Below are 18657 nucleotides of genomic sequence, written 5' to 3'. Positions count from 1 at the left end.
GATTTATTTAGGATAAATCTAGAAGCTATTATGATAGAAAAAATATATTTAAATAATGACTGGAGTTTTACAACAAGTAATCAACCAGAATCAAAGATTGTAAGAATTCCTCATACATCCATGGAAACTCCATTTCATTATTTTGATGAAAAGGAATATCAGTTTATTAGTTTCTATAAAAAAGAAGTCAATATTCCAATAGAATGGCTAGGATTGCATCTATTTCTTACTTTTGAAGGAGTTGCACATATAGCTAAATTGTATGTAAATAATCAATTTGTTGGAGAACATAAAGGCGGTTATCATGCTTTTAGCTTTGATATCGCTCCTTTTGTACAATTTGGTATGATCAATAACATCTGTGTAGAAGTAGATAATCGAGAAATAAACAATATTCCACCTTTTGGAAATGTAATTGATTATTTGTGTTATGGGGGTATTTATAGAGATGTTTATTTAGAAATAAAAGAAAATACATATATAGCAGATGTGTTTGTTAAAACAAAATTTGTAGATGATAAACAAGTACTTTTATATGATGTAACAGTTAATGGATTGATTGAAAATATAGAAGTAGATAGTTTTATAAAAGAAAAAAATAAGGGAACATGGGAATCTTTAGGTACTAATCTTATTTGTGAACAGACTTCTACTTTTTGTCATGCTTTTCAAGATAAAAGAATTTGGGATATGGATAACCCGAATTTATATGAATTAAAAATAATCATAAAAAAACAAGAAGAAATAGATCATACTATTATTACTTTTGGGTTTAGAACATGTGAATTTCGTAGGGATGGTTTTTATTTAAATAATCAACTTGTTAAACTACGTGGATTAAATAGACATCAATCTTATCCCTATGTTGGTTATGCCATGCCTAAAAGAGTACAACAACTAGATGCAACTATCTTAAAAGAAGAACTAGGTCTTCATGCAGTTCGAACATCGCATTATAGTCAGTCACAGTATTTTATAGAACGTTGTGATGAAATCGGATTGTTAGTTTTTACAGAGATACCTGGATGGCAGTATATTGGTAATCAAGAATGGAAAGATGTAGCATTGGAAATGACAAAAGAGATGGTATTACAGTATCGTAATCATCCTTCTATTATACTTTGGGGTGCTCGTATTAATGAATCTCAAGATGATGATGAATTTTATAGTGCCACTAATAAAATAATTCATGATTTAGATGAAACAAGACAAACTGGAGGAGTTCGTTTTACAAAAAATAGTCATTTATTAGAAGATGTATATACATATAATGATTTTTCTCATACTGGCAATAATGCTGGTTTAGAAGCAAAACAAAAAGTTACGAATAAAAAGAACGCTCCCTATTTAGTAAGTGAATATAATGGTCATATGTTTCCAACCAAAGCTTTTGACAAGGAGAGTCATCGTTTAGATCATGCCCTTCGTCATGCTAATGTCTTACAATCATTTTATAATAGCCAGGAGATAGCTGCTGCCTTTGGTTGGTGTATGTTCGATTATAATACCCATAAGGATTTTGGTAGTGGTGATCGGATTTGTTATCATGGTGTGATGACAATGTTTCGTAATCCTAAATTAGCAGCCAGTGTTTATGCGAGTCAATCGGATAATCAGGATGTTTTAGAAATTAGTTCTTCGATGGATATCGGTGAATATCCAGGTGGGAATATTAAAAAGGTATATGCTTTTAGTAATGCGGATTATGTAAAGGTATATAAAAATAATGAGTTTGTTCGAAGCTTTTATCCGAGTAGTCAAGATTATGGCAAGATGCCACATCCACCTATTTTAATTGATGATTTTATAGGGCAATTGATAGAAGTAAATGAGGGTTATCGTCCTAAAAATGCAAAAGTGATTAAAGAAGTATTATTAGCTATTGTAAAATATGGACAATATAATTTACCATTATCTTATCAATTAAAAATGGCAAAAGTAATGCTTTTAGAAAAGATTAAAATAAGTGATGGTGTAGCTTTGTATTCAAAATATGTTGGTAATTGGGGTGATGAGTCTACTACTTATCGTTTTGAAGCAATCAAACAAGAAAAGGTTGTTAAAATAGTTGAAAAATCAGCTACTACTAAAATTAAACTATCTGTTTCATGTGATACACTAGAACTGAAAGAAGATACAAGTTATGATGTAGCAACGATCCGTATTCAAATAATAAATCAATTAAACCAAGTAGTACCATATTATCAAGGTGTTTTACATTTAGATACTACTGGATGTATTGAAATAATTGGACCAAAATCAATTAGTGCGATTGGTGGTAGTACTGGTACTTATATAAAAACAATTGGTCAAAGTGGAAAAGGAACTTTCATAATTAGTGGTGATGGATTAGAAGAAGTAGTGATTCATTATATTGTTTTGTAGGGAGGTTAAAATAATGAAGAAAATGAAAATAGGTTATGGTATTGGGGCTGTTGGTAAAGATATGGTTTATGCCTTAGTAGCTGGTTTTTTGATGTATTATTATAATACTGTTTTAGGTGTTAGTTCTACTTTTATTGGAGTTTTATTTATGGCAGTTCGTATATTTGATGCTTTTAATGATCCAATGATGGGTGTTTTGGTAGGAAAAACAAATACGAAGCTAGGTAAGTTTCGACCTTGGTTACTAGTAGGAACTTTATTGAATGCAGTTGTGTTATACTTTTTATTTGCGGTACCAGTAGGTATTCAAGGAAATGATTTACTAATCTATTTATCGGTTATTTATTTATTGTGGGGGATTACATATACAATTATGGATATTCCTTATTGGTCAATGATCCCTGCTATTACAAAACCAGGGAAAGAAAGAGAAAGTGTTTCTGTTATTGCTAGAAGTTGTGCAGGATTAGGTTATGCCTTGCCAACTGCTCTAACAATGCTTTTGGTAGGTATTTTAGGTGCTGGAAATGAACGAGAAGGATTTCGTATATTAACACTGATTATTGCAATATTGTTTGTGTTTGCAATTTTAGTTACTGTTTTTACTGTAAAAGAAAAAAATGATATTCACTCTAAAACTTCTTCTGTAAAAGAAATGTTTCATTCCTTATTTCAAAATGATCAAGCATTAGCAGTTGTCATTACCATTGTTATTTTTAATTCTTCTTTGTATTTAACACAAAATTTAGCACTTTATTTCTTTGAATTTGATATTGGAAATGTTGCACTATATGGTGTCTTTGCAACAGTAGGGGGAATAGCTCAAATCCTATCGATGATGTCTTTACCAATGCTTAGAAAAAAATATGAAACAATAGAAATATTTATTGGTGCAATTTCATTAGCAATTATAGGTTACGTATTCTTATTTATATTAGGAAGTTTGCATATTACGAATATTATTGCCTTAGCCATAGCTGCCATTATTATCTTTGCAGGATTTGGATTAGCTACTGTATTAACAACTATTTTCTTGGCTGATACAGTTGATTATGGTGAATGGAAGAATAATCAAAGAAATGAAAGTGTTGTTTTTTCATTACAAACATTTGTTGTTAAATTAGCGTCTGCTATTTCTGTTTTTATTGCTGGAGTAGGTTTAGATTTGATTTCTTTGGATGTGAATGCTAGTATGCAGTCTGCAAGTACACTTTTAGGAATGCGTGTTATGATGACACTTATTCCAATTGTAGGGTTGGTAATTGCAATTATATTATTTAAAAAGAACTATTTTTTAACACAAATAAAAATAAATGAAATAACGAATGAAATAAAGTTACGAAAGGAATAAAGAAGATGGAGGAACAAATAATCGTTCAAAAGAATCTTTTTGTTTTACAAACCAAAGATACTACCTATTGTTTTCATGTATTACCATCAGGTCATTTAGAACATTTATATTATGGTAATAAAATAGATTTAGAAATAGGCTATGATGCCATTGTTCCTAAATATGCTTTTCCAGAAGGAAATTTAAATATTTATGATTCCAATTTTCCTACTATTGCTTTAGAAAATAGAAATTTAGAGGTTAGTACAAGAGGAAAAGGTGATATCAAAGAACCAATGATAGAAATAGTATTTGAAGATGGGAGTACTACTTGTGATTTTCAATATAGTAACTATCATAAAGAAAAAAAACAACCATTATCATCTTTACCAAGTTCTTATGACGAGGATCAACAAAGTGAAACTTTAATTGTAGTATTAAAAGATAGAAATCATGCAGTTGAATTAGAATTACATTATTCTGTTTTTTATGAAAGTAATATTATTACTAGAAGTACAAAGTTATTGAATAAGGGTATGGAGTCGATAAGGGTGGAACGTTTATTAAGTGCTCAATTAGATATGGATCAAGGAACTTATGATTTTATTACACTGAAAGGTGCTTGGGCTAGAGAGATGAATAGACAAGTTGACTTGTGTAAACAAGGCATTATTGTGAATGATTCAAAAACAGGATTTTCTAGTAATCGAAGTAATCCTTTTGTTATGATTAGTAAACCGGAAACTAGTGAAGACTATGGAGAATGTTATGGTTGTAATTTAATATATAGTGGTAATCATTATGAAGCTATTGAAGTGAATGCTTTTGAAATGACTCATTTTGTTAGTGGGATTAATCCTTTTGGTTTTAGTTATCATTTAGATAAAGATCAACAATTAGAAGCTCCAGAAGCTGTTTTGACGTATTCTAATAAAGGATTTGCAGGTATTAGTAAACATATGCATCATTTTGTAAAGGAACATATTGTCCGTGGTGTTTGGAAGAACAAAGAAAGACCAGTATTGTTAAATAGTTGGGAAGCATCTTATTTTGATTTTAATGAAAAATCTCTTTTAGAGCTTGCAAAAGCAGGGAAAGATGTAGGTATTGAGTTGTTTGTATTAGATGATGGTTGGTTTGGTAATAGAAATGATGATACTAGTTCTTTAGGGGATTGGTATGTTAATAAAAAGAAATTGCCTAATGGATTAGTTGGTTTGGCTAATAAAATAAATCAGTTAGGAATGGATTTTGGGATCTGGGTAGAACCAGAAATGGTTAGTTATGATAGTGATTGTTATCGTAATCATCCTGATTTTGTAGTAGAAATACCAGGTCAAAAACAATCTTTAGGGAGACATCAATTATTGTTAGATTTAACCCAAGAAAAGGTCCAACAATATATTATTACTCAAATGACAACTCTTTTTAGTAGTGCGAATATAAGTTATGTAAAGTGGGATATGAATCGAATTATTTCGGATGCATTTTCACAAGGACTTCCTTATCATCAACAAGGAGAGTTTTATCATCGTTATATAGTAGGGCTTTCTTATGTTTTAGATGAATTAACAAGACGTTTTTCACATATCTTGTTTGAGAGTTGTGCATCTGGGGGTAATCGATTTGATTTAGGGATCATGTGTTATATGCCACAAGTTTGGATTAGTGATAATACTGATGCAATAGCTCGAAATGAAATTCTAACAGGATGTAGTTATGGTTATCCTTTATCACTATTAGGTGGCCATGTTTCTTCTTGTCCTAATCATCAAACATTGCGTTGGTCATCTTTGGATACACGTTTTCAGGTTGCTTGTTTTGGTTTGTTAGGGTATGAGTGTAATATTGCTAGAATGTCAAAAAAAGAAACAAAGGCAATAAAACAACAAATAGAATGGTATAAAAAGTATCGTTTGATATTACAGTTCGGAGATTTTTATCGGATCAAGAGTGGAGAAAATGGAATTTATCAATGGATAGTAGTAGCAAAAGATAAAACTTTAGCAATAGGATTAAATCTTCAAACATTAGTAACACCAAATTTTGTCAATGGTTACTTTAAAACAAAAGCATTAGATTCAAAAAAAATATATCATTTTACAAATAGACCACTTCTATTTGATCTTCGTGAATTTGGTGATTTAGTAAATACAATTGCACCAATCCATGTTAAGCAAGATGGTATGCTTCATACCATCGCTGCTCAGTTTGTCAAGATGCATAGTGAAGTGGAAGACTATCAGGTAAGTGGTGAGGTATTAAATAATGTTGGTGTTCGATTAAAACAAGGTTTTGGTGGAACAGGATTTAATGAAGAAGTAAGATTGTTTCAAGATTTTGCTAGTAGAATTTATATAATGGAAGAAATTAAAAAATAGATTAAAGTTACTTTAATCTATTTTTATTACTTTTTCATAAGCATTTTCATATAAAACATTACCAGTATTCATTTGTTCTCCATAAATTCCTTGGGCTTTTAAAAAGTTATTTTTACAATAAAATTGTATTGCAGGTAAATTGGATTGGACTACAAATAATCGTAAATAATGGATATTTTTTTGTCTTACTATCTTTATTATTTCATTTAAAACTTTTGTTGCAATGCCTTGATTAGTATAATCACTATGAATACCAAAACGATCTAAATAAAGTACCGGTGCATTCTTTTCATGCCATTTCATACTATTAGAAGCCTTATGTTCACTGTTTAATGCAAAACCACCAATTAATTCATTATTTTGTTCGACAATATAAAATGTTTGATTGGTGATGTCATTTTTTATTATCTGATAAGGATAATAGTCATCCCAAATAAATACATTATTTTTATACATCGATTGAATGACATTTTCATAAAGTAATTGAATCCTTGGTAAGTCTTTATTTGTTGCTATTGTTAGTTTCATATATTTCCTCATTAATTGGGCTAAGTAATGGATGACGTAAGTCATTAGTGCGATCTTGTCCAATTTTTCTTTGATAATTTTTTTGATAATCGTTATTAAAAATACAAGAAAATAATAAATCCAATAGATAAGTCATGGATGTAAAAGATGCGATAGGTGCAATCTTATTAAATATCTTTTCTCTGGAACTAGTATTTAATGTATAGCTAGCATATTTAGAAAGTTGATTTTCTCCTAGCGATGTAATGGCAATAATTGAGACATGATTTTTATGTAACTGTTTTGTGCATTCGATCACTTCAGGAGTTTCTCCAGAATAAGATATTACGATAGCAATATCTTTTTTTGTTGCATTATAGGATAAAAAAACTTGTTCACCTGTTAATGAACGCATTTCTACTAGCTTTCCAATACGTAACATTTTATGTTGAAAATTTAATCCTGCAAGCATTGAATTACCACAACAGAAAATATAAATACGTTCTGCTTTTTGTAATGCTTGGGAGATAATGTCTAATTGTTTATAGTCAATTAGTTGAAGTGTATCTTCAATTGTTTCTTGATAAACATTAGCTAATGATTTCGTTATCTCTTTATAGCTAGCATTCTCTTCAAATGGAAAATTAACATCTGTACGTTTTTTAGAAGAATCATATTGTAATTCTGCAGAATATTTTATTTTAAAATCTAGGTATCCTTGAAGTCCAAGCTTTTGACAAAGACGAACAATCGTAGCAGGTGAAGTATAAGTACTTCTAGCTAATTGTTGGACAGATTGTTCTAGGACAGCTTCTCCATTATTTAAAATATATTTTGCGATTTCTTTTTCTGAATTAGAGAAATTTAACTCAAATTCTAATTGTGTCATAATACTCATTTTATCACCTCTATTTACTATATCATGAAACATTATTTCAATAAAAGCTTTATTTATATATATAACACGAAACAATCTTAATTTATAAAGTATATGTTTGTAAAACGAAGAAAGAAGAAGTAAAATAATGTCTATAAGGGAGGATTTACTATGACAATTAAATTACCAGAAGATTTCTTCTTTGGAGCTGCCATGTCTGGCCCACAAACAGAAGGATCTTATAATGTTGGAGGAAGATTACGTTCTTATTGGGATATGTGGTCTGATAAAGAAATAAGTGCATTTCATAATCGAGTAGGATCTTATGTTGGTAACGACATGTACCATCATTATGAAGAAGATATTAAATTATTAAAGAGTATGAATTTTAAATCTTTTAGAACTTCAATGCAATGGACTCGTTTACTAGATAAGAATGGAAAACTAAATCAAGAAGGTGCTGCTTGGTATCATAAATTAATTGATTGTGCAAATGAAAATGGGATTGATATTTATATGAACATGTATCATTTTGATATGCCAGAATACTTATATGAACGTGGTGGTTGGGAAAATAGGGAAGTAGTTGATGCATACGCTAATTTTGTGCGTATTGCAATGGAAGAATTTGGTCAAAAAGTAAAGTATTGGTTTACTTTTAATGAACCGATTGTAGAACCTGAACAACAATATTTACATGGTGTATGGTATCCATATGAAAAGAATTTTAAAAAATCAATTAATGTTCAATATCATATTACAATAGCTCATTGTTTAGCAGTTAATAATTTCCGTAAATTAGAAAAAGCAGGAAAATTATGTAAAGGTGCTAAAATAGGGATGATTAATTGTTTCTCTCCACCATATACAAAAGAAAATCCATCATCTGCAGATTTAGAAGCAGTTAAAATGACAGACGGTTTACACAATCGTTGGTGGTTAGAAGTAGTAGCACATGGTAGGTTACCACAAGATGTATTAGATAAAGTACAGAATGATTGGAATATTGAAATTGTTATGCAACCAGGAGACCAAGCAATTATTGCTGCTGGTAAAGTAGATTGGTTAGGATATAATTATTATCAACCAACTCGAGTACAAGCTCCAGATAGTGAATTTGATGAAAATGGAATGCCTTGTATTGCAAAACCATATATTTGGCCTGATAGAAAAATGAATGTTTATCGTGGTTGGGAAATTTATCCAAAAGGAATTTATGATTTTGGTATGAAAATTAAAGAAGAATGTCCAGATTTACCTTTCTTTATTTCTGAAAATGGTATGGGAGTAGAAGGAGAAGAAGGTTATATGGATGAAAATGGTACAATTCAAGATGATTATCGTATTGAATTTGTACGTGATCATTTAGAATGGATTGCTAAATCTATTGATGATGGTGCTAATTGTTTAGGATATCATTATTGGGGTGCTATTGATAACTGGTCATGGGCGAATGCTTTTAAAAATAGATATGGATTTATTCGTGTTTGTTTAGATAAAAATTATGATCGTAAAGAAAAGAAATCTGCTTCATGGATTCGTGAAGTAGCAAAAACAAATAGTTTTGAATAAAAGAGGCGAAAGCCTTTTTTATTTATGAAATTATATTTCATTAGATAGGAAGTTATAGAATGAATAATGAAACATGGAAAACATTTATTCCAAGCCAATCACAATGTCTTTATTGCACATTGCAAAGCAACAAAAGCACTTAGGGAATTAGTTCCAGATGCTAAAATGTGTGGTATGAATGCAATTGCACCAGTATATCCTGAAACATCTGATCCTGACAATTTATTATTTGCTCAAATGGCCCGTCATTATATGAATGGATTCCATACTGAAACTCCCACCCCTAAAGGAGTGGGCTTCCTGCTAGGTTATTGTGATATGTCAAAACGTTATGGCTTTGTTTTTGTAAATAGAACAAATAAAGATTTAAGAGATATGAAAAGAGTTCCTAAAAAATCATATGCTTGGATAAAGAAAGCATTTGAATCAAATGGAGAAATTTTAGAATAAAAAAAACTTGAATTCCTAAGGAATTCAAACTTTTTTAATTTGATGCAGGTATTACTGAACCATCACTATATGTTTCTAAAATAAAGTTTTGGATTTCTTCTGATTGTAATACTTCTACTAATGCTAAGATTCTTTCATCATCTGCTAATTCACTTCTTGTAGCAACGATATTTACATAAGGATTATCTTGATCGGCTTCTTCTAAGATTAATGAATCAGTAGTAGGGTTTAAACCACCTTGAATAGCATAGTTCCCATTAATAGCTACTAAATCACCTTCACCTAAATCAAAAGTATAAACTAATAATTCTGGATCAATTTCAAGGAATTCATATCCATTAGGATTGTTTGTATCATTATCAATATCTGCGATTGTTAAATCTAAAACATCAATATCATCTGGTAAAACAATTAAACCAGCATCTGCTAAGATAGATAAAATACGACCATTATCACTAATTGAATTAGAAATAATAATTTGAGCTCCATCTTCTACTTCACTAACATCATCATATACAGAAGAATAAATACCAAATGGTTCAATATGAATACCACCAACATTGACAATATCATATCCATTTGTTTCTACTTCTGATTCAAAGAAAGGTAAATGTTGGAAATAGTTTGCATCTACATCCCCATCATCTAACGCTTTATTAAATACATAATAATCATCTAAAATTTCAATCTCTAAAGTAATTCCATAATCTTCTTCTAAAATCACTGCTGCTTCTTCTAAAATCACTGAATGTGGATCCAATGTAGCAGATACTACTAACGTATTTTCATCACTGCTAGAACTCCCACAACCAGTAAGTAATACGGCACTTCCTAATACTAATAAACCTTTTCTTAGACATTTCATTTTCATTTCCCCCTATCTCTTGTCTATTTTCTTTACAATATGGTCACCAATTCCTTGGATTATAAAGACAAAAATTAAAATAATAAATGTAGATACATAAGTTGCAACTGTATTTTGTCTAGCTGCTCCATATAAATATGCAAAATAACCTAAACCACCAGCACCAATGGCACCTGCCATTGCAGTATATCCAATTAAAGATACACCCATTACGGTAATACTTGATACTAATGCAGGTTTCGATTCTGGTATTAATACTTTTAATATAATTTGACGATTTGTTGCACCCATTGCTTTGGATGCTTCAATAACACCTTTATCAATTTCATTTAGTGCAATAACACACATTCTAGCGTAGAATGGAGCACTTGATATAATTAACGAAGGTAGGGCAGCTGTAGCACCTAGTGAAGTACCAATAAGTGCTTTAGCAAAAGGCATAAGAATAAATAATAAGATAATATATGGTATTGAACGTAAGATATTAATTAAAAAATCCATTGCTTTCGATACCTTTTCATTTTCATATAACCCATCTTTTTGAGTCGTATAAACAATAATGCCAAGCATAAAACCTAGGATTACAGCAACAACCAAAGATGCTAATGTCATGTAAAGAGTATCAATAGATGCTTCATATAAACTTTTATAATTAATTCCATTTAATAAATTATCTAAAAACTCACTCATTATATCACCTCCACAGTAACTTCTTGTTCCATTAATTGTTGAACTACTTTTTGATAATCATTACAATCACATTGTTCAATATAAACATACATTACTCCAAAAGAAGAAGTTAGTGTATTGGTAAGATTAGCATGAACAATACTAATAGGAACATCATTATCTTTTATAATAGTAGATAAAATTGGCTTTTTAGCAATACTTTCTTTAAAAGTTAATCGTAAGATAGAACCATTGTTATATACTTTTTTTAATGTTTGATGAAGTGTATCTTCATCAAATGATTGATTTCTTGTTTGTACAAAACGTTTCGTTGTTTCATGACTAGGATGTTCAAATAAAGTCGTAGTATCTCCAACTTCGACTATTTTTCCATCTACCATAATAGCCATTCGATGACATAATTTTTCAACTACTTCCATTTGATGTGTTATTAACATAATAGTTAAATTAAGTTTTTGATTAATTTCTTTTAATAAATCTAAAATAGATTCGGTAGTTTGAGGATCTAATGCTGATGTAGCTTCATCACAAAGTAATATTTTAGGATTATTTGCTAATGCTCTAGCTATTGCTACTCTTTGTTTTTGTCCACCAGATAAGGTACTAGGGTAGTCTGCTTCTTTTCCAGTAAGTCCAACTAATTCAATGAGTTCTTCTACTCTTGAAGCAATATCTGTTGCATTTACCCCAGCAAATTCTAAAGGCAATGCAATATTATCACGGACAGTACGTGACCATAATAAGTTAAAATGTTGGAAAATCATACCAATATGACTTCTTTGAACTAATAACTCTTTTTTACTTAATTTATTAATTTCAACGTCACCAATAAATACAGAACCACTATCTTGTTGTTCTAATTGATTCGCAATACGAATCAAAGTAGACTTACCAGCACCACTATAACCAATAATCCCAAAGATTTCTCCTTGATCAATTGTTAAAGATACATCATCTACTGCTTTTACTTCTTTCTCTCCAACATAAAATGTTTTCGATACATTTTTAAAAGTTATCATAAATTTACCCCCTCCAGAATATAAAAAAACTCATCCTATATAATAGGACGAGATTATCTCGTGTTACCACCTAAATTCATTGTTACCTCACGATAACAATCTCATTGAGTACAACCATACTCTAGCACAATAACGGGTGCACCCGTTGAAGATTACTTATCACCTTCAAAACTCCAAGACCATCTTCACTCATCCTTCGCTAAACTTTTCCACCAACCAAGTTCTCTCTATCAACTACCTATAAGTTACTCTTCTTTTCACTGTTGTTGCAATCATAATAGCTCATGATAAAATAATTGTCAACTAATAAACCTTTATTTTGTAAAAAAAAGTGATTCACTTTTTTAGCACTAAAGTGTTGACAGTGCTAAAAGTAAGAGTATAATGATAGTTAGCACATAGGACAAAAGAGTGCTAAAAGATGGAGGACATATGATGGCAGAGAAAAAACAATTTCAAGCAGAATCACAAAAACTATTGGATTTAATGATTCATTCTATTTATACGCATAAGGAAATCTTTATTCGAGAGTTAGTCTCGAATGCGAGTGATGCAACAGATAAATTATATTATAAAGCTTTAACAGAAAATATTTCATCAATCGCTAGAGAAGATTTATCTATTGATTTAATGATTGATAAAGAACACCGTGTTTTATCTATTCGAGATCATGGTATTGGAATGACAAAAGAAGAATTAGAATTACATTTAGGAACTATTGCGAATAGTGGTTCAAGTGCTTTTAAAACAGAAAATGAACATGATGATATTGATATTATTGGTCAATTTGGAGTAGGGTTCTATTCTTCATTTATGGTAGCTAAGAAAGTAGAAGTAGTAACACGTAAATTTGGAGAAGAATCAGGACATATATGGGTGTCAGAAGCAATTGATGGTTATGAAATATCACCATGTGATGTAGATAATAATGGGACTGTGATCCGTTTATATTTAAAAGATAATACAGATGATGATAATTATGATGAGTATTTAGGTGAATATGCGATTCAATCATTAATTAAAAAATATAGTGATTATGTACATTATCCTATTAAAATGAATATGACGACATATCAACCAATTGAAGGTAGTGAAGAAACACAAGAAGTAATAGAAAATAAGACTTTGAATTCAATGGTTCCATTATGGAAAAGAAATAAAAGAGATATTTCAAAAGAAGATTATACTGAATTTTATAAAGATAAATTTAATGATTTTAATGATCCAATTCATACAATTCATACAAGTGTAGAAGGAACAGTATCTTATGATTCATTATTGTTTATTCCTTCTAAACCACCAATGGATTATTATTCAAATGATTATGAAAAAGGGTTACAATTATATTCTAGAGGTGTCTTTATTATGGATAAAGCAACTGATTTATTGCCAGAACATTTCCGTTTTGTAAAAGGATTAGTAGATTCTCAAGATTTATCTTTAAATATTTCTAGAGAACTATTACAACAAGATCATCAATTAAAATTTATAGCAGATAAGATTGAAAAGAAAATTCAGTCTGAATTAGAAAAATTATTAAAAAATCAAAGAGAAGAATATGAAAAATTCTTTGAAAGCTTTGGTTTACAATTAAAATTTGGTATTTATCATAGTTATGGTATGTTAAAAGATAAATTACAAGATTTATTATTATATTATTCTAGTAATCAAGAAAAAATGCTTACATTACAAGAATATGTAGATGCTATGCCAGAAAATCAAACTGAAATATATTTTGCTTCAGGAGAAAGCTATGATAAAATTAATGCTTTACCTCAAATTGAAGCTATTAAAGATAAAGGATTTGATATTTTATATTTAATTGATAATGTTGATGAATTCTGTTTCCAAATGATGAGAGATTATAAAGAAAAAGCATTTAAAAATGTAGCTCAAGGTGATTTAGATTTACAATCAGATGAACAAAAAGAAGAGATTGAAAAACAAGTAGAAGAAAATAAAGGTTTATTAGAACTTATTAAAGAATCATTACAAGATAAGGTAGTAGATGTAAAAATATCAACACGTCTAAAAACACATCCTGTTTGTTTAGTAAGTAGTGAAGGTGTTTCATTTGAGATGGAAAAAGTATTAAGTGCTATGCCTGATGGTAATGATGTAAAGGCTGGACGTATTTTAGAAATTAATCCAACACATCCTATCTTTGAAGCAATGCAAAAAGTATTTGAAATGAATCAAGAGAAAATAAATGATTATTCATCGTTATTATATGATCAAGCATTATTAATAGAAGGATTCTCTGTAGAAAATCCAGTTGAATTTTCTAATAAAATTTGTCAATTAATGATTGATGCAAGTAACTAGTTGTGGTTTTCCACAACTTTTTATATGTTTCTAGGATATTTGTTGTATAATAAAAAAAGAAAGTAGGTAATTATGATAAAAATTAATAACAAAAAAAATACAGATTTCTTAGTAGAAATCATTGATCCAAGTAGTTTTAAAGATTTTCATTTAGGATTTAAGTCTCATGTTTATGATGCTAAGACGAAAACAATTTCTTTTGCAGGAAAAGAAAGTTATGATAATGAAGAGTTAATGGAATTATTTGCTAGAATTTATAAAACAGTAGAAGCAATGAAGTTAGATGCTGTTTCGATTAATATTCTAAATTTTAGTTCTAATCAATATTATGCAATTGTAATGGGGTTGGTTTTGGCTAGTTATAAGTTAAAAGAAAAAGATGAAGTGAATATAGAGATTACGTTAATAACAGATAGTAAAAAAGAAGCATTTGAAGAATATCTGATTGTTGCTAGTAATATGAATTTTGCAAAAATGTTATCAAATGCACCAGCATGTAATATGACACCACAAATATTTGTAGATGTTGCAACAAAAGCATTAGAAGGACAAGCAAATGTGAGTATTGATGTAATTTTAGAAGAAGAGATTGTTCAAAAAGGTATGGGTGGATTATATGGAGTAGGTAAAGGTAGTGCAAATCGTCCATGTATGTTAGTTATTAACTATACGCCATTAGAAAATCAAGCTGTTTTTGGTTTAGTAGGAAAAGGAGTTACTTTTGATACTGGTGGATATAGTTTGAAACCTAGTGCTTCAATGGTTGGTATGAAATCAGATATGGGTGGAGCTGCTAGTGTTTTAGCTGTTATTAAATCAGCTATTGAACAAAAAGTACAAAGAAACTTAGTAGCAATAATGCCTTTATGTGAGAATCGTATTTCTGATAGTTCTATTTTACCTGGTGATATTATTTCTATGTATGATGGTACTACAGTAGAAGTATTAAATACGGATGCAGAAGGTAGATTGATATTAGCGGATGCTGTTAGTTATGCAATTAATGATAAAAAAGTAGCAGGAGTTATTGATATGGCTACTTTAACTGGAGCAGCAGTTGCTGCTTTTGGACATACTATTACTCCAATTCTTACCAACAATGATTGCTTATGGGAAGATTTGAAATCAGCTTATGAATTTACACAAGAGAAGTTTATTTCGATGCCTTATTATAAAGAACATTATAAAATGATTGAAAGTAAGATGGCTGATTTAAAGAATTTAGGAGGTAAGTCTTGTGGAGTAGTGACAGCAGGCTTATTTATTGAACATTTTGCAAGTAGTGTGCCTTGGATGCATTTTGATATTGCCGGGACACATGATGTAGAAGCACCTTTGTATGAGTATCAACAAGCTGGGTGTGTTTCAGGAGCAATACCAAGTGTTTATTATATGATTAAAAAATAAATGAAATGAGGGAGAAAAAATGGAATTAAAGGATGTTATAGTTCAAAGACGTACTGTTCGTAAGTATTGTGGAAAAGAAGTGTTAAAAGAGGATTTAGAAGCTTTAGTAGAAGCTGCTAATTTAGCACCTTCTTGGAAAAATAGCCAAACTGGTAGATATTATATTATTCATAGTAAAGAAATGATTGATAAATATCGTAATGATTGTTTTGGAGAATACAATGCCGGTAATACTAAAGGAGTGGGAGCTCTTATTGTTACTACTTTTGTTGAAAAAAGAGCTGGATTTGAACGTGATGGAACACCTAGTAATGAATTAGGGAATGGATGGGGATGTTATGATTTAGGGTTACAAAATCAAAACTTATTACTAAAAGCCCATGATTTAGGGTTATCAACATTAGTAATGGGTATTCGTGATGAACCAAAAACTAGATCATTGTTAGATATTCCAAGTCAAGAACTAATAGTTTCTGTTATTGCAGTAGGTTATGCATTAGAAACACCAGATAAACCTAATCGAAAAGCAGTTAGTGATATTGTTAAATTTTATTAAGATGATGAACTGATAGAAATGATGTAGTAGGTAAATCAAAGAGGGTGGTTATAAAAATGGAAAAAATTAAAATTGGTATTATAGGTAATGGCTGGCGGACAATGAATTATGTTCAAATTATAGAACATTTAAATGAAGTCTTTGAAATAAAAGGGATGTTACTTCGAAATGACAAAAAAGCAAAAGATTTATCAAATAGATTTCCTACATTTACTAATAAAGAAGCATTCTTTCAATTAGATGTTGATTTTATCTTTTGTTTGCTTCCTAAAGGAATTATGGTGGAATGGTGTCAGGAAATATTTGAAAGAAATATTCCCGTATTAATAGAAACATCACCTGGAAAAACAATGGAAGATCTTCACGCTATGTGGGAGCTAAAAGAAAAATATAATGCAAGAATTCAAGTAGCAGAACAATATTTCTTACAACCTTATCACAGTACGCTTATTAGCGTTGCTAATAGTGGATTATTAGGTGATATTACTGATTGTACGATTGGAGCGATGCATGGTTATCATGGGACTTCTGTGATGCGTAAACTTTTAGGGATAGGGTATGAGAATTTCAAAGTATCAGGGAAAGAATTTCATTTTCCTGTCACGTATACTCATGGTAGAGCTGGTGCTAGTCAAGATGGTGATATTGTTCAAGATTGTACTAAAAAAGCTGTATTTGAGTTTGAGAATGGAAAAGTAGGTTTCTTTGATTTTGGATCTGAAAAATATTTTAATCGCATTCGTGATTTACAAATGTCACTAAGAGGGGTTAGAGGAGAAGTTTTTAATACGACTATCCATTATTTAAATGAGGATAACTTACCTATATCACAAGAAATGAATAGAGTAGATGCTGGTACTTTTGGTAATCTAGAAGGATACTTCCATATAGGTTTTACTTTCCAAGGTAACTACGTGTATAAAAATCCTTTTGAAAAATACAAGGCTCGTTTATCAGATGATGAAATAGCAATGGCAGGAATGCTTGTAGGTATGGCAGAGTATGTGAAAACAGGAAAAGAATTCTATTCATTACAAGAAGCATTACAAGATACTTATTTAATGCTTTTAATGGAAGAAAGCATTGAAAAAGGCACAGTAGTTCAATCAACTACCATGCCTTGGGCTAAATAACAAAAGAGATGTTGCTTTTAAAAGCAACAATCTCTTTTTTAATTACTCTTCAACTATTGTAAATAAACAGTAGCAATGATATCTAAATAACTACTTAAATCAAAAGAAGATGCAATTTCTATATAAACACTATCACTATAAACAATAACTAAATCAACAATACCTTCACTATTATAACAACAATAAATAGGATAAGTATCATCTAATACAATATCAGTTACATTTTTTGTACTTGGATCAAGCTGTATTTTTGTAAAATAAGCTTCAACTAAAGTAGCATTATAATCTTTATAATAATTCACGCTAATCAAATCACCTGTCATCACTTCATCTTCATAAGAAAAGTCACTAGTCATTTGTAAAGATTGATAACTATCATTTAATAACAAACTACTAGCTTGATGATAAGTTTGACTATCTATGTCTGTCGTATATCCAAAATCCTCTAGAGTGATGATTGGTAACTCTTTTGAATAGGGCAGGTTATATTCAATCGTATCTAATACAAAAGAAGCTAAACAAGCAACTATACTAATAGTAAGGACTCCTTTTATAAAATAAATAGTTCCTAAAGTTGGCTTTAAAGTTTTTTTATTTACAAAACAAACAGTAGAACTAAAACAACTAAAAACATGAATGATAAACATAATAGCAACAAAACTTGGTAAAACAGTAGAAAGAATTCTTCCATTATTAGAATAATCTAATAAAGAATCAAATTCAAATAATGTATTCATAAAATAATATCCAAGAAATAATCCTAAAACTAATTTCATAGATAAAGTAAAAATACGTTGTACTTTAAAATAATCTTCTATTCTATCATTATCTTGAATAATTGCTTTATTAGAATCACTATTAAAAACAAACATATTTCCAGTATGTCCCACATACTGATAACCTAGATCATGTAAATTATTGATCCATTCTCCTCGTTCAATTTGTTTTAATCTTTTTCTTTTTTCTTGAGGGATAAAGAAAGCTATATGGCTATGTTTAGGATTTTCTTTTTTCTTAAATAAACTAATAGGATAAAAAGCATGACATTCATATCCTTGTTCATTTAACTTATTTATTTTTTCTTGTAATACTTCTTTTAAACTTTGATCATAACTTGTATATATTAATTTCATAGGATCTCCTTTTTTAGTATTATAGCA

The 18657-nt window shown here is 29.8% G+C and carries 15 protein-coding genes and 1 other annotated feature; of the genes, 9 read left to right on the top strand and 6 right to left on the bottom strand.

The features are described from left to right. Positions 1–30: 30 nt before the first annotated feature. From LRR82_RS05690 to LRR82_RS05680, 3 genes are read left to right on the top strand one after another with little or no spacing between them, the layout of a single operon-like run. A complete protein-coding gene (locus LRR82_RS05690) occupies positions 31–2385 on the top strand; it encodes a glycoside hydrolase family 2 protein (protein WP_249030565.1) in 2355 nt (784 codons plus the stop codon). 13 nt (positions 2386–2398) lie between these two features. Continuing rightward, on the top strand, positions 2399–3736 hold the full coding sequence (locus LRR82_RS05685; RefSeq protein WP_249030564.1) for a glycoside-pentoside-hexuronide (GPH):cation symporter: 1338 nt from the start codon (positions 2399–2401) through the stop codon (positions 3734–3736). Between the two features lie 5 nt (positions 3737–3741). Continuing rightward, positions 3742–6096 (top strand): alpha-galactosidase, encoded by a 2355-nt coding sequence (locus LRR82_RS05680; RefSeq protein WP_249030563.1) that lies wholly within the window; start codon positions 3742–3744, stop codon positions 6094–6096. Between the two features lie 12 nt (positions 6097–6108). Here the strand turns inward: LRR82_RS05680 and LRR82_RS05675 are convergent, their stop codons facing one another. Together LRR82_RS05675 and LRR82_RS05670 are read right to left on the bottom strand one after the other, a co-directional pair. Then, positions 6109–6624: a GNAT family N-acetyltransferase gene (locus tag LRR82_RS05675; protein ID WP_249030562.1), complete on the bottom strand. Its 516-nt coding sequence runs from the start codon at positions 6622–6624 to the stop codon at positions 6109–6111. After that, positions 6599–7501 carry a MurR/RpiR family transcriptional regulator gene (locus LRR82_RS05670; protein WP_249030561.1) on the bottom strand — a complete coding sequence of 301 codons (903 nt, stop codon included), beginning with the start codon at positions 7499–7501 and terminating at the stop codon, positions 6599–6601. Before LRR82_RS05670 ends, LRR82_RS05675 begins: the two co-directional genes overlap by 26 nt. Before the next feature lie 150 nt (positions 7502–7651). On the opposite strand from LRR82_RS05670, the gene LRR82_RS05665 reads away from it, so the two are divergent. Together LRR82_RS05665 and LRR82_RS05660 are read left to right on the top strand one after the other, a co-directional pair. Further along, positions 7652–9052, top strand: a complete 1401-nt coding sequence (locus LRR82_RS05665; RefSeq protein WP_249030560.1) for a glycoside hydrolase family 1 protein — start codon at positions 7652–7654, stop codon at positions 9050–9052. Between the two features lie 66 nt (positions 9053–9118). Then, positions 9119–9502, top strand: coding sequence for a family 1 glycosylhydrolase (locus LRR82_RS05660; protein WP_249030559.1), 384 nt, complete (start codon positions 9119–9121; stop codon positions 9500–9502). 34 nt (positions 9503–9536) lie between these two features. Here LRR82_RS05660 and LRR82_RS05655 read toward each other — a convergent pair whose 3' ends face one another. Genes LRR82_RS05655 through LRR82_RS05645 form a run of 3 tightly spaced genes read right to left on the bottom strand, consistent with a single transcriptional unit; the run spans position 9537 to position 12076 of the window. Beyond that, positions 9537–10367: a MetQ/NlpA family ABC transporter substrate-binding protein gene (locus LRR82_RS05655; RefSeq protein ID WP_249030558.1), complete on the bottom strand. Its 831-nt coding sequence runs from the start codon at positions 10365–10367 to the stop codon at positions 9537–9539. A 12-nt stretch (positions 10368–10379) separates the two neighbouring features. Further along, complete coding sequence (locus LRR82_RS05650) at positions 10380–11057, bottom strand: methionine ABC transporter permease (protein WP_249030557.1); 678 nt, start codon at positions 11055–11057, stop codon at positions 10380–10382. Then, the gene (locus LRR82_RS05645; RefSeq protein ID WP_249030556.1) at positions 11057–12076 is read right to left on the bottom strand and encodes a methionine ABC transporter ATP-binding protein; all 1020 of its coding nucleotides are present in this window, start codon (positions 12074–12076) and stop codon (positions 11057–11059) included. Before LRR82_RS05645 ends, LRR82_RS05650 begins: the two co-directional genes overlap by 1 nt. A 40-nt stretch (positions 12077–12116) precedes the next feature. After that, positions 12117–12346 (bottom strand) — a binding site (T-box leader). A 165-nt stretch (positions 12347–12511) separates the two neighbouring features. Here LRR82_RS05645 and htpG point away from each other — a divergent pair. The 4 genes from htpG to LRR82_RS05625 all read left to right on the top strand — a co-directional run bounded on the left by htpG (position 12512) and on the right by LRR82_RS05625 (position 17497). After that, a complete protein-coding gene (htpG, locus tag LRR82_RS05640) occupies positions 12512–14401 on the top strand; it encodes a molecular chaperone HtpG (RefSeq protein WP_249030555.1) in 1890 nt (629 codons plus the stop codon). Positions 14402–14473: 72 nt separating this feature from the next. After that, a complete protein-coding gene (locus tag LRR82_RS05635; protein WP_249030554.1) occupies positions 14474–15808 on the top strand; it encodes a leucyl aminopeptidase family protein in 1335 nt (444 codons plus the stop codon). A 19-nt stretch (positions 15809–15827) separates the two neighbouring features. Then, the gene (locus LRR82_RS05630; RefSeq protein ID WP_249030553.1) at positions 15828–16364 is read left to right on the top strand and encodes a nitroreductase family protein; all 537 of its coding nucleotides are present in this window, start codon (positions 15828–15830) and stop codon (positions 16362–16364) included. A gap of 56 nt (positions 16365–16420) precedes the next feature. Next, a complete protein-coding gene (locus LRR82_RS05625) occupies positions 16421–17497 on the top strand; it encodes a Gfo/Idh/MocA family oxidoreductase (protein ID WP_249030552.1) in 1077 nt (358 codons plus the stop codon). Positions 17498–17550: 53 nt separating this feature from the next. Here LRR82_RS05625 and LRR82_RS05620 read toward each other — a convergent pair whose 3' ends face one another. Beyond that, positions 17551–18630, bottom strand: coding sequence for a hypothetical protein (locus LRR82_RS05620; RefSeq protein ID WP_249030551.1), 1080 nt, complete (start codon positions 18628–18630; stop codon positions 17551–17553). Positions 18631–18657 lie beyond the last annotated feature (27 nt).

It is taken from the genome of Tannockella kyphosi, assembly GCF_021054785.1.
In the GTDB taxonomy this organism is placed as follows: domain Bacteria; phylum Bacillota_I; class Bacilli_A; order Erysipelotrichales; family Coprobacillaceae; genus Tannockella; species Tannockella kyphosi.
Note: the sequence above shows the minus strand (reverse complement) of the source record. Positions and strands in the feature narration are given on the sequence as shown.

What these genes read in the sequence shown, in the direction of transcription:
- LRR82_RS05670 (WP_249030561.1), bottom strand. Translation starts at nt 7,501, where the DNA reads ATGAGTATTATGACACAATTAGAATTTGAGTTAAATTTCTCTAATTCA.
- LRR82_RS05675 (WP_249030562.1), bottom strand. Translation starts at nt 6,624, where the DNA reads ATGAAACTAACAATAGCAACAAATAAAGACTTACCAAGGATTCAATTA.
- LRR82_RS05635 (WP_249030554.1), top strand. Translation starts at nt 14,474, where the DNA reads ATGATAAAAATTAATAACAAAAAAAATACAGATTTCTTAGTAGAAATC.
- LRR82_RS05620 (WP_249030551.1), bottom strand. Translation starts at nt 18,630, where the DNA reads ATGAAATTAATATATACAAGTTATGATCAAAGTTTAAAAGAAGTATTA.
- htpG (WP_249030555.1), top strand. Translation starts at nt 12,512, where the DNA reads ATGGCAGAGAAAAAACAATTTCAAGCAGAATCACAAAAACTATTGGAT.
- LRR82_RS05655 (WP_249030558.1), bottom strand. Translation starts at nt 10,367, where the DNA reads ATGAAATGTCTAAGAAAAGGTTTATTAGTATTAGGAAGTGCCGTATTA.
- LRR82_RS05665 (WP_249030560.1), top strand. Translation starts at nt 7,652, where the DNA reads ATGACAATTAAATTACCAGAAGATTTCTTCTTTGGAGCTGCCATGTCT.
- LRR82_RS05625 (WP_249030552.1), top strand. Translation starts at nt 16,421, where the DNA reads ATGGAAAAAATTAAAATTGGTATTATAGGTAATGGCTGGCGGACAATG.
- LRR82_RS05645 (WP_249030556.1), bottom strand. Translation starts at nt 12,076, where the DNA reads ATGATAACTTTTAAAAATGTATCGAAAACATTTTATGTTGGAGAGAAA.
- LRR82_RS05630 (WP_249030553.1), top strand. Translation starts at nt 15,828, where the DNA reads ATGGAATTAAAGGATGTTATAGTTCAAAGACGTACTGTTCGTAAGTAT.
- LRR82_RS05680 (WP_249030563.1), top strand. Translation starts at nt 3,742, where the DNA reads ATGGAGGAACAAATAATCGTTCAAAAGAATCTTTTTGTTTTACAAACC.
- LRR82_RS05650 (WP_249030557.1), bottom strand. Translation starts at nt 11,057, where the DNA reads ATGAGTGAGTTTTTAGATAATTTATTAAATGGAATTAATTATAAAAGT.
- LRR82_RS05690 (WP_249030565.1), top strand. Translation starts at nt 31, where the DNA reads ATGATAGAAAAAATATATTTAAATAATGACTGGAGTTTTACAACAAGT.
- LRR82_RS05685 (WP_249030564.1), top strand. Translation starts at nt 2,399, where the DNA reads ATGAAGAAAATGAAAATAGGTTATGGTATTGGGGCTGTTGGTAAAGAT.
- LRR82_RS05660 (WP_249030559.1), top strand. Translation starts at nt 9,119, where the DNA reads ATGAAACATGGAAAACATTTATTCCAAGCCAATCACAATGTCTTTATT.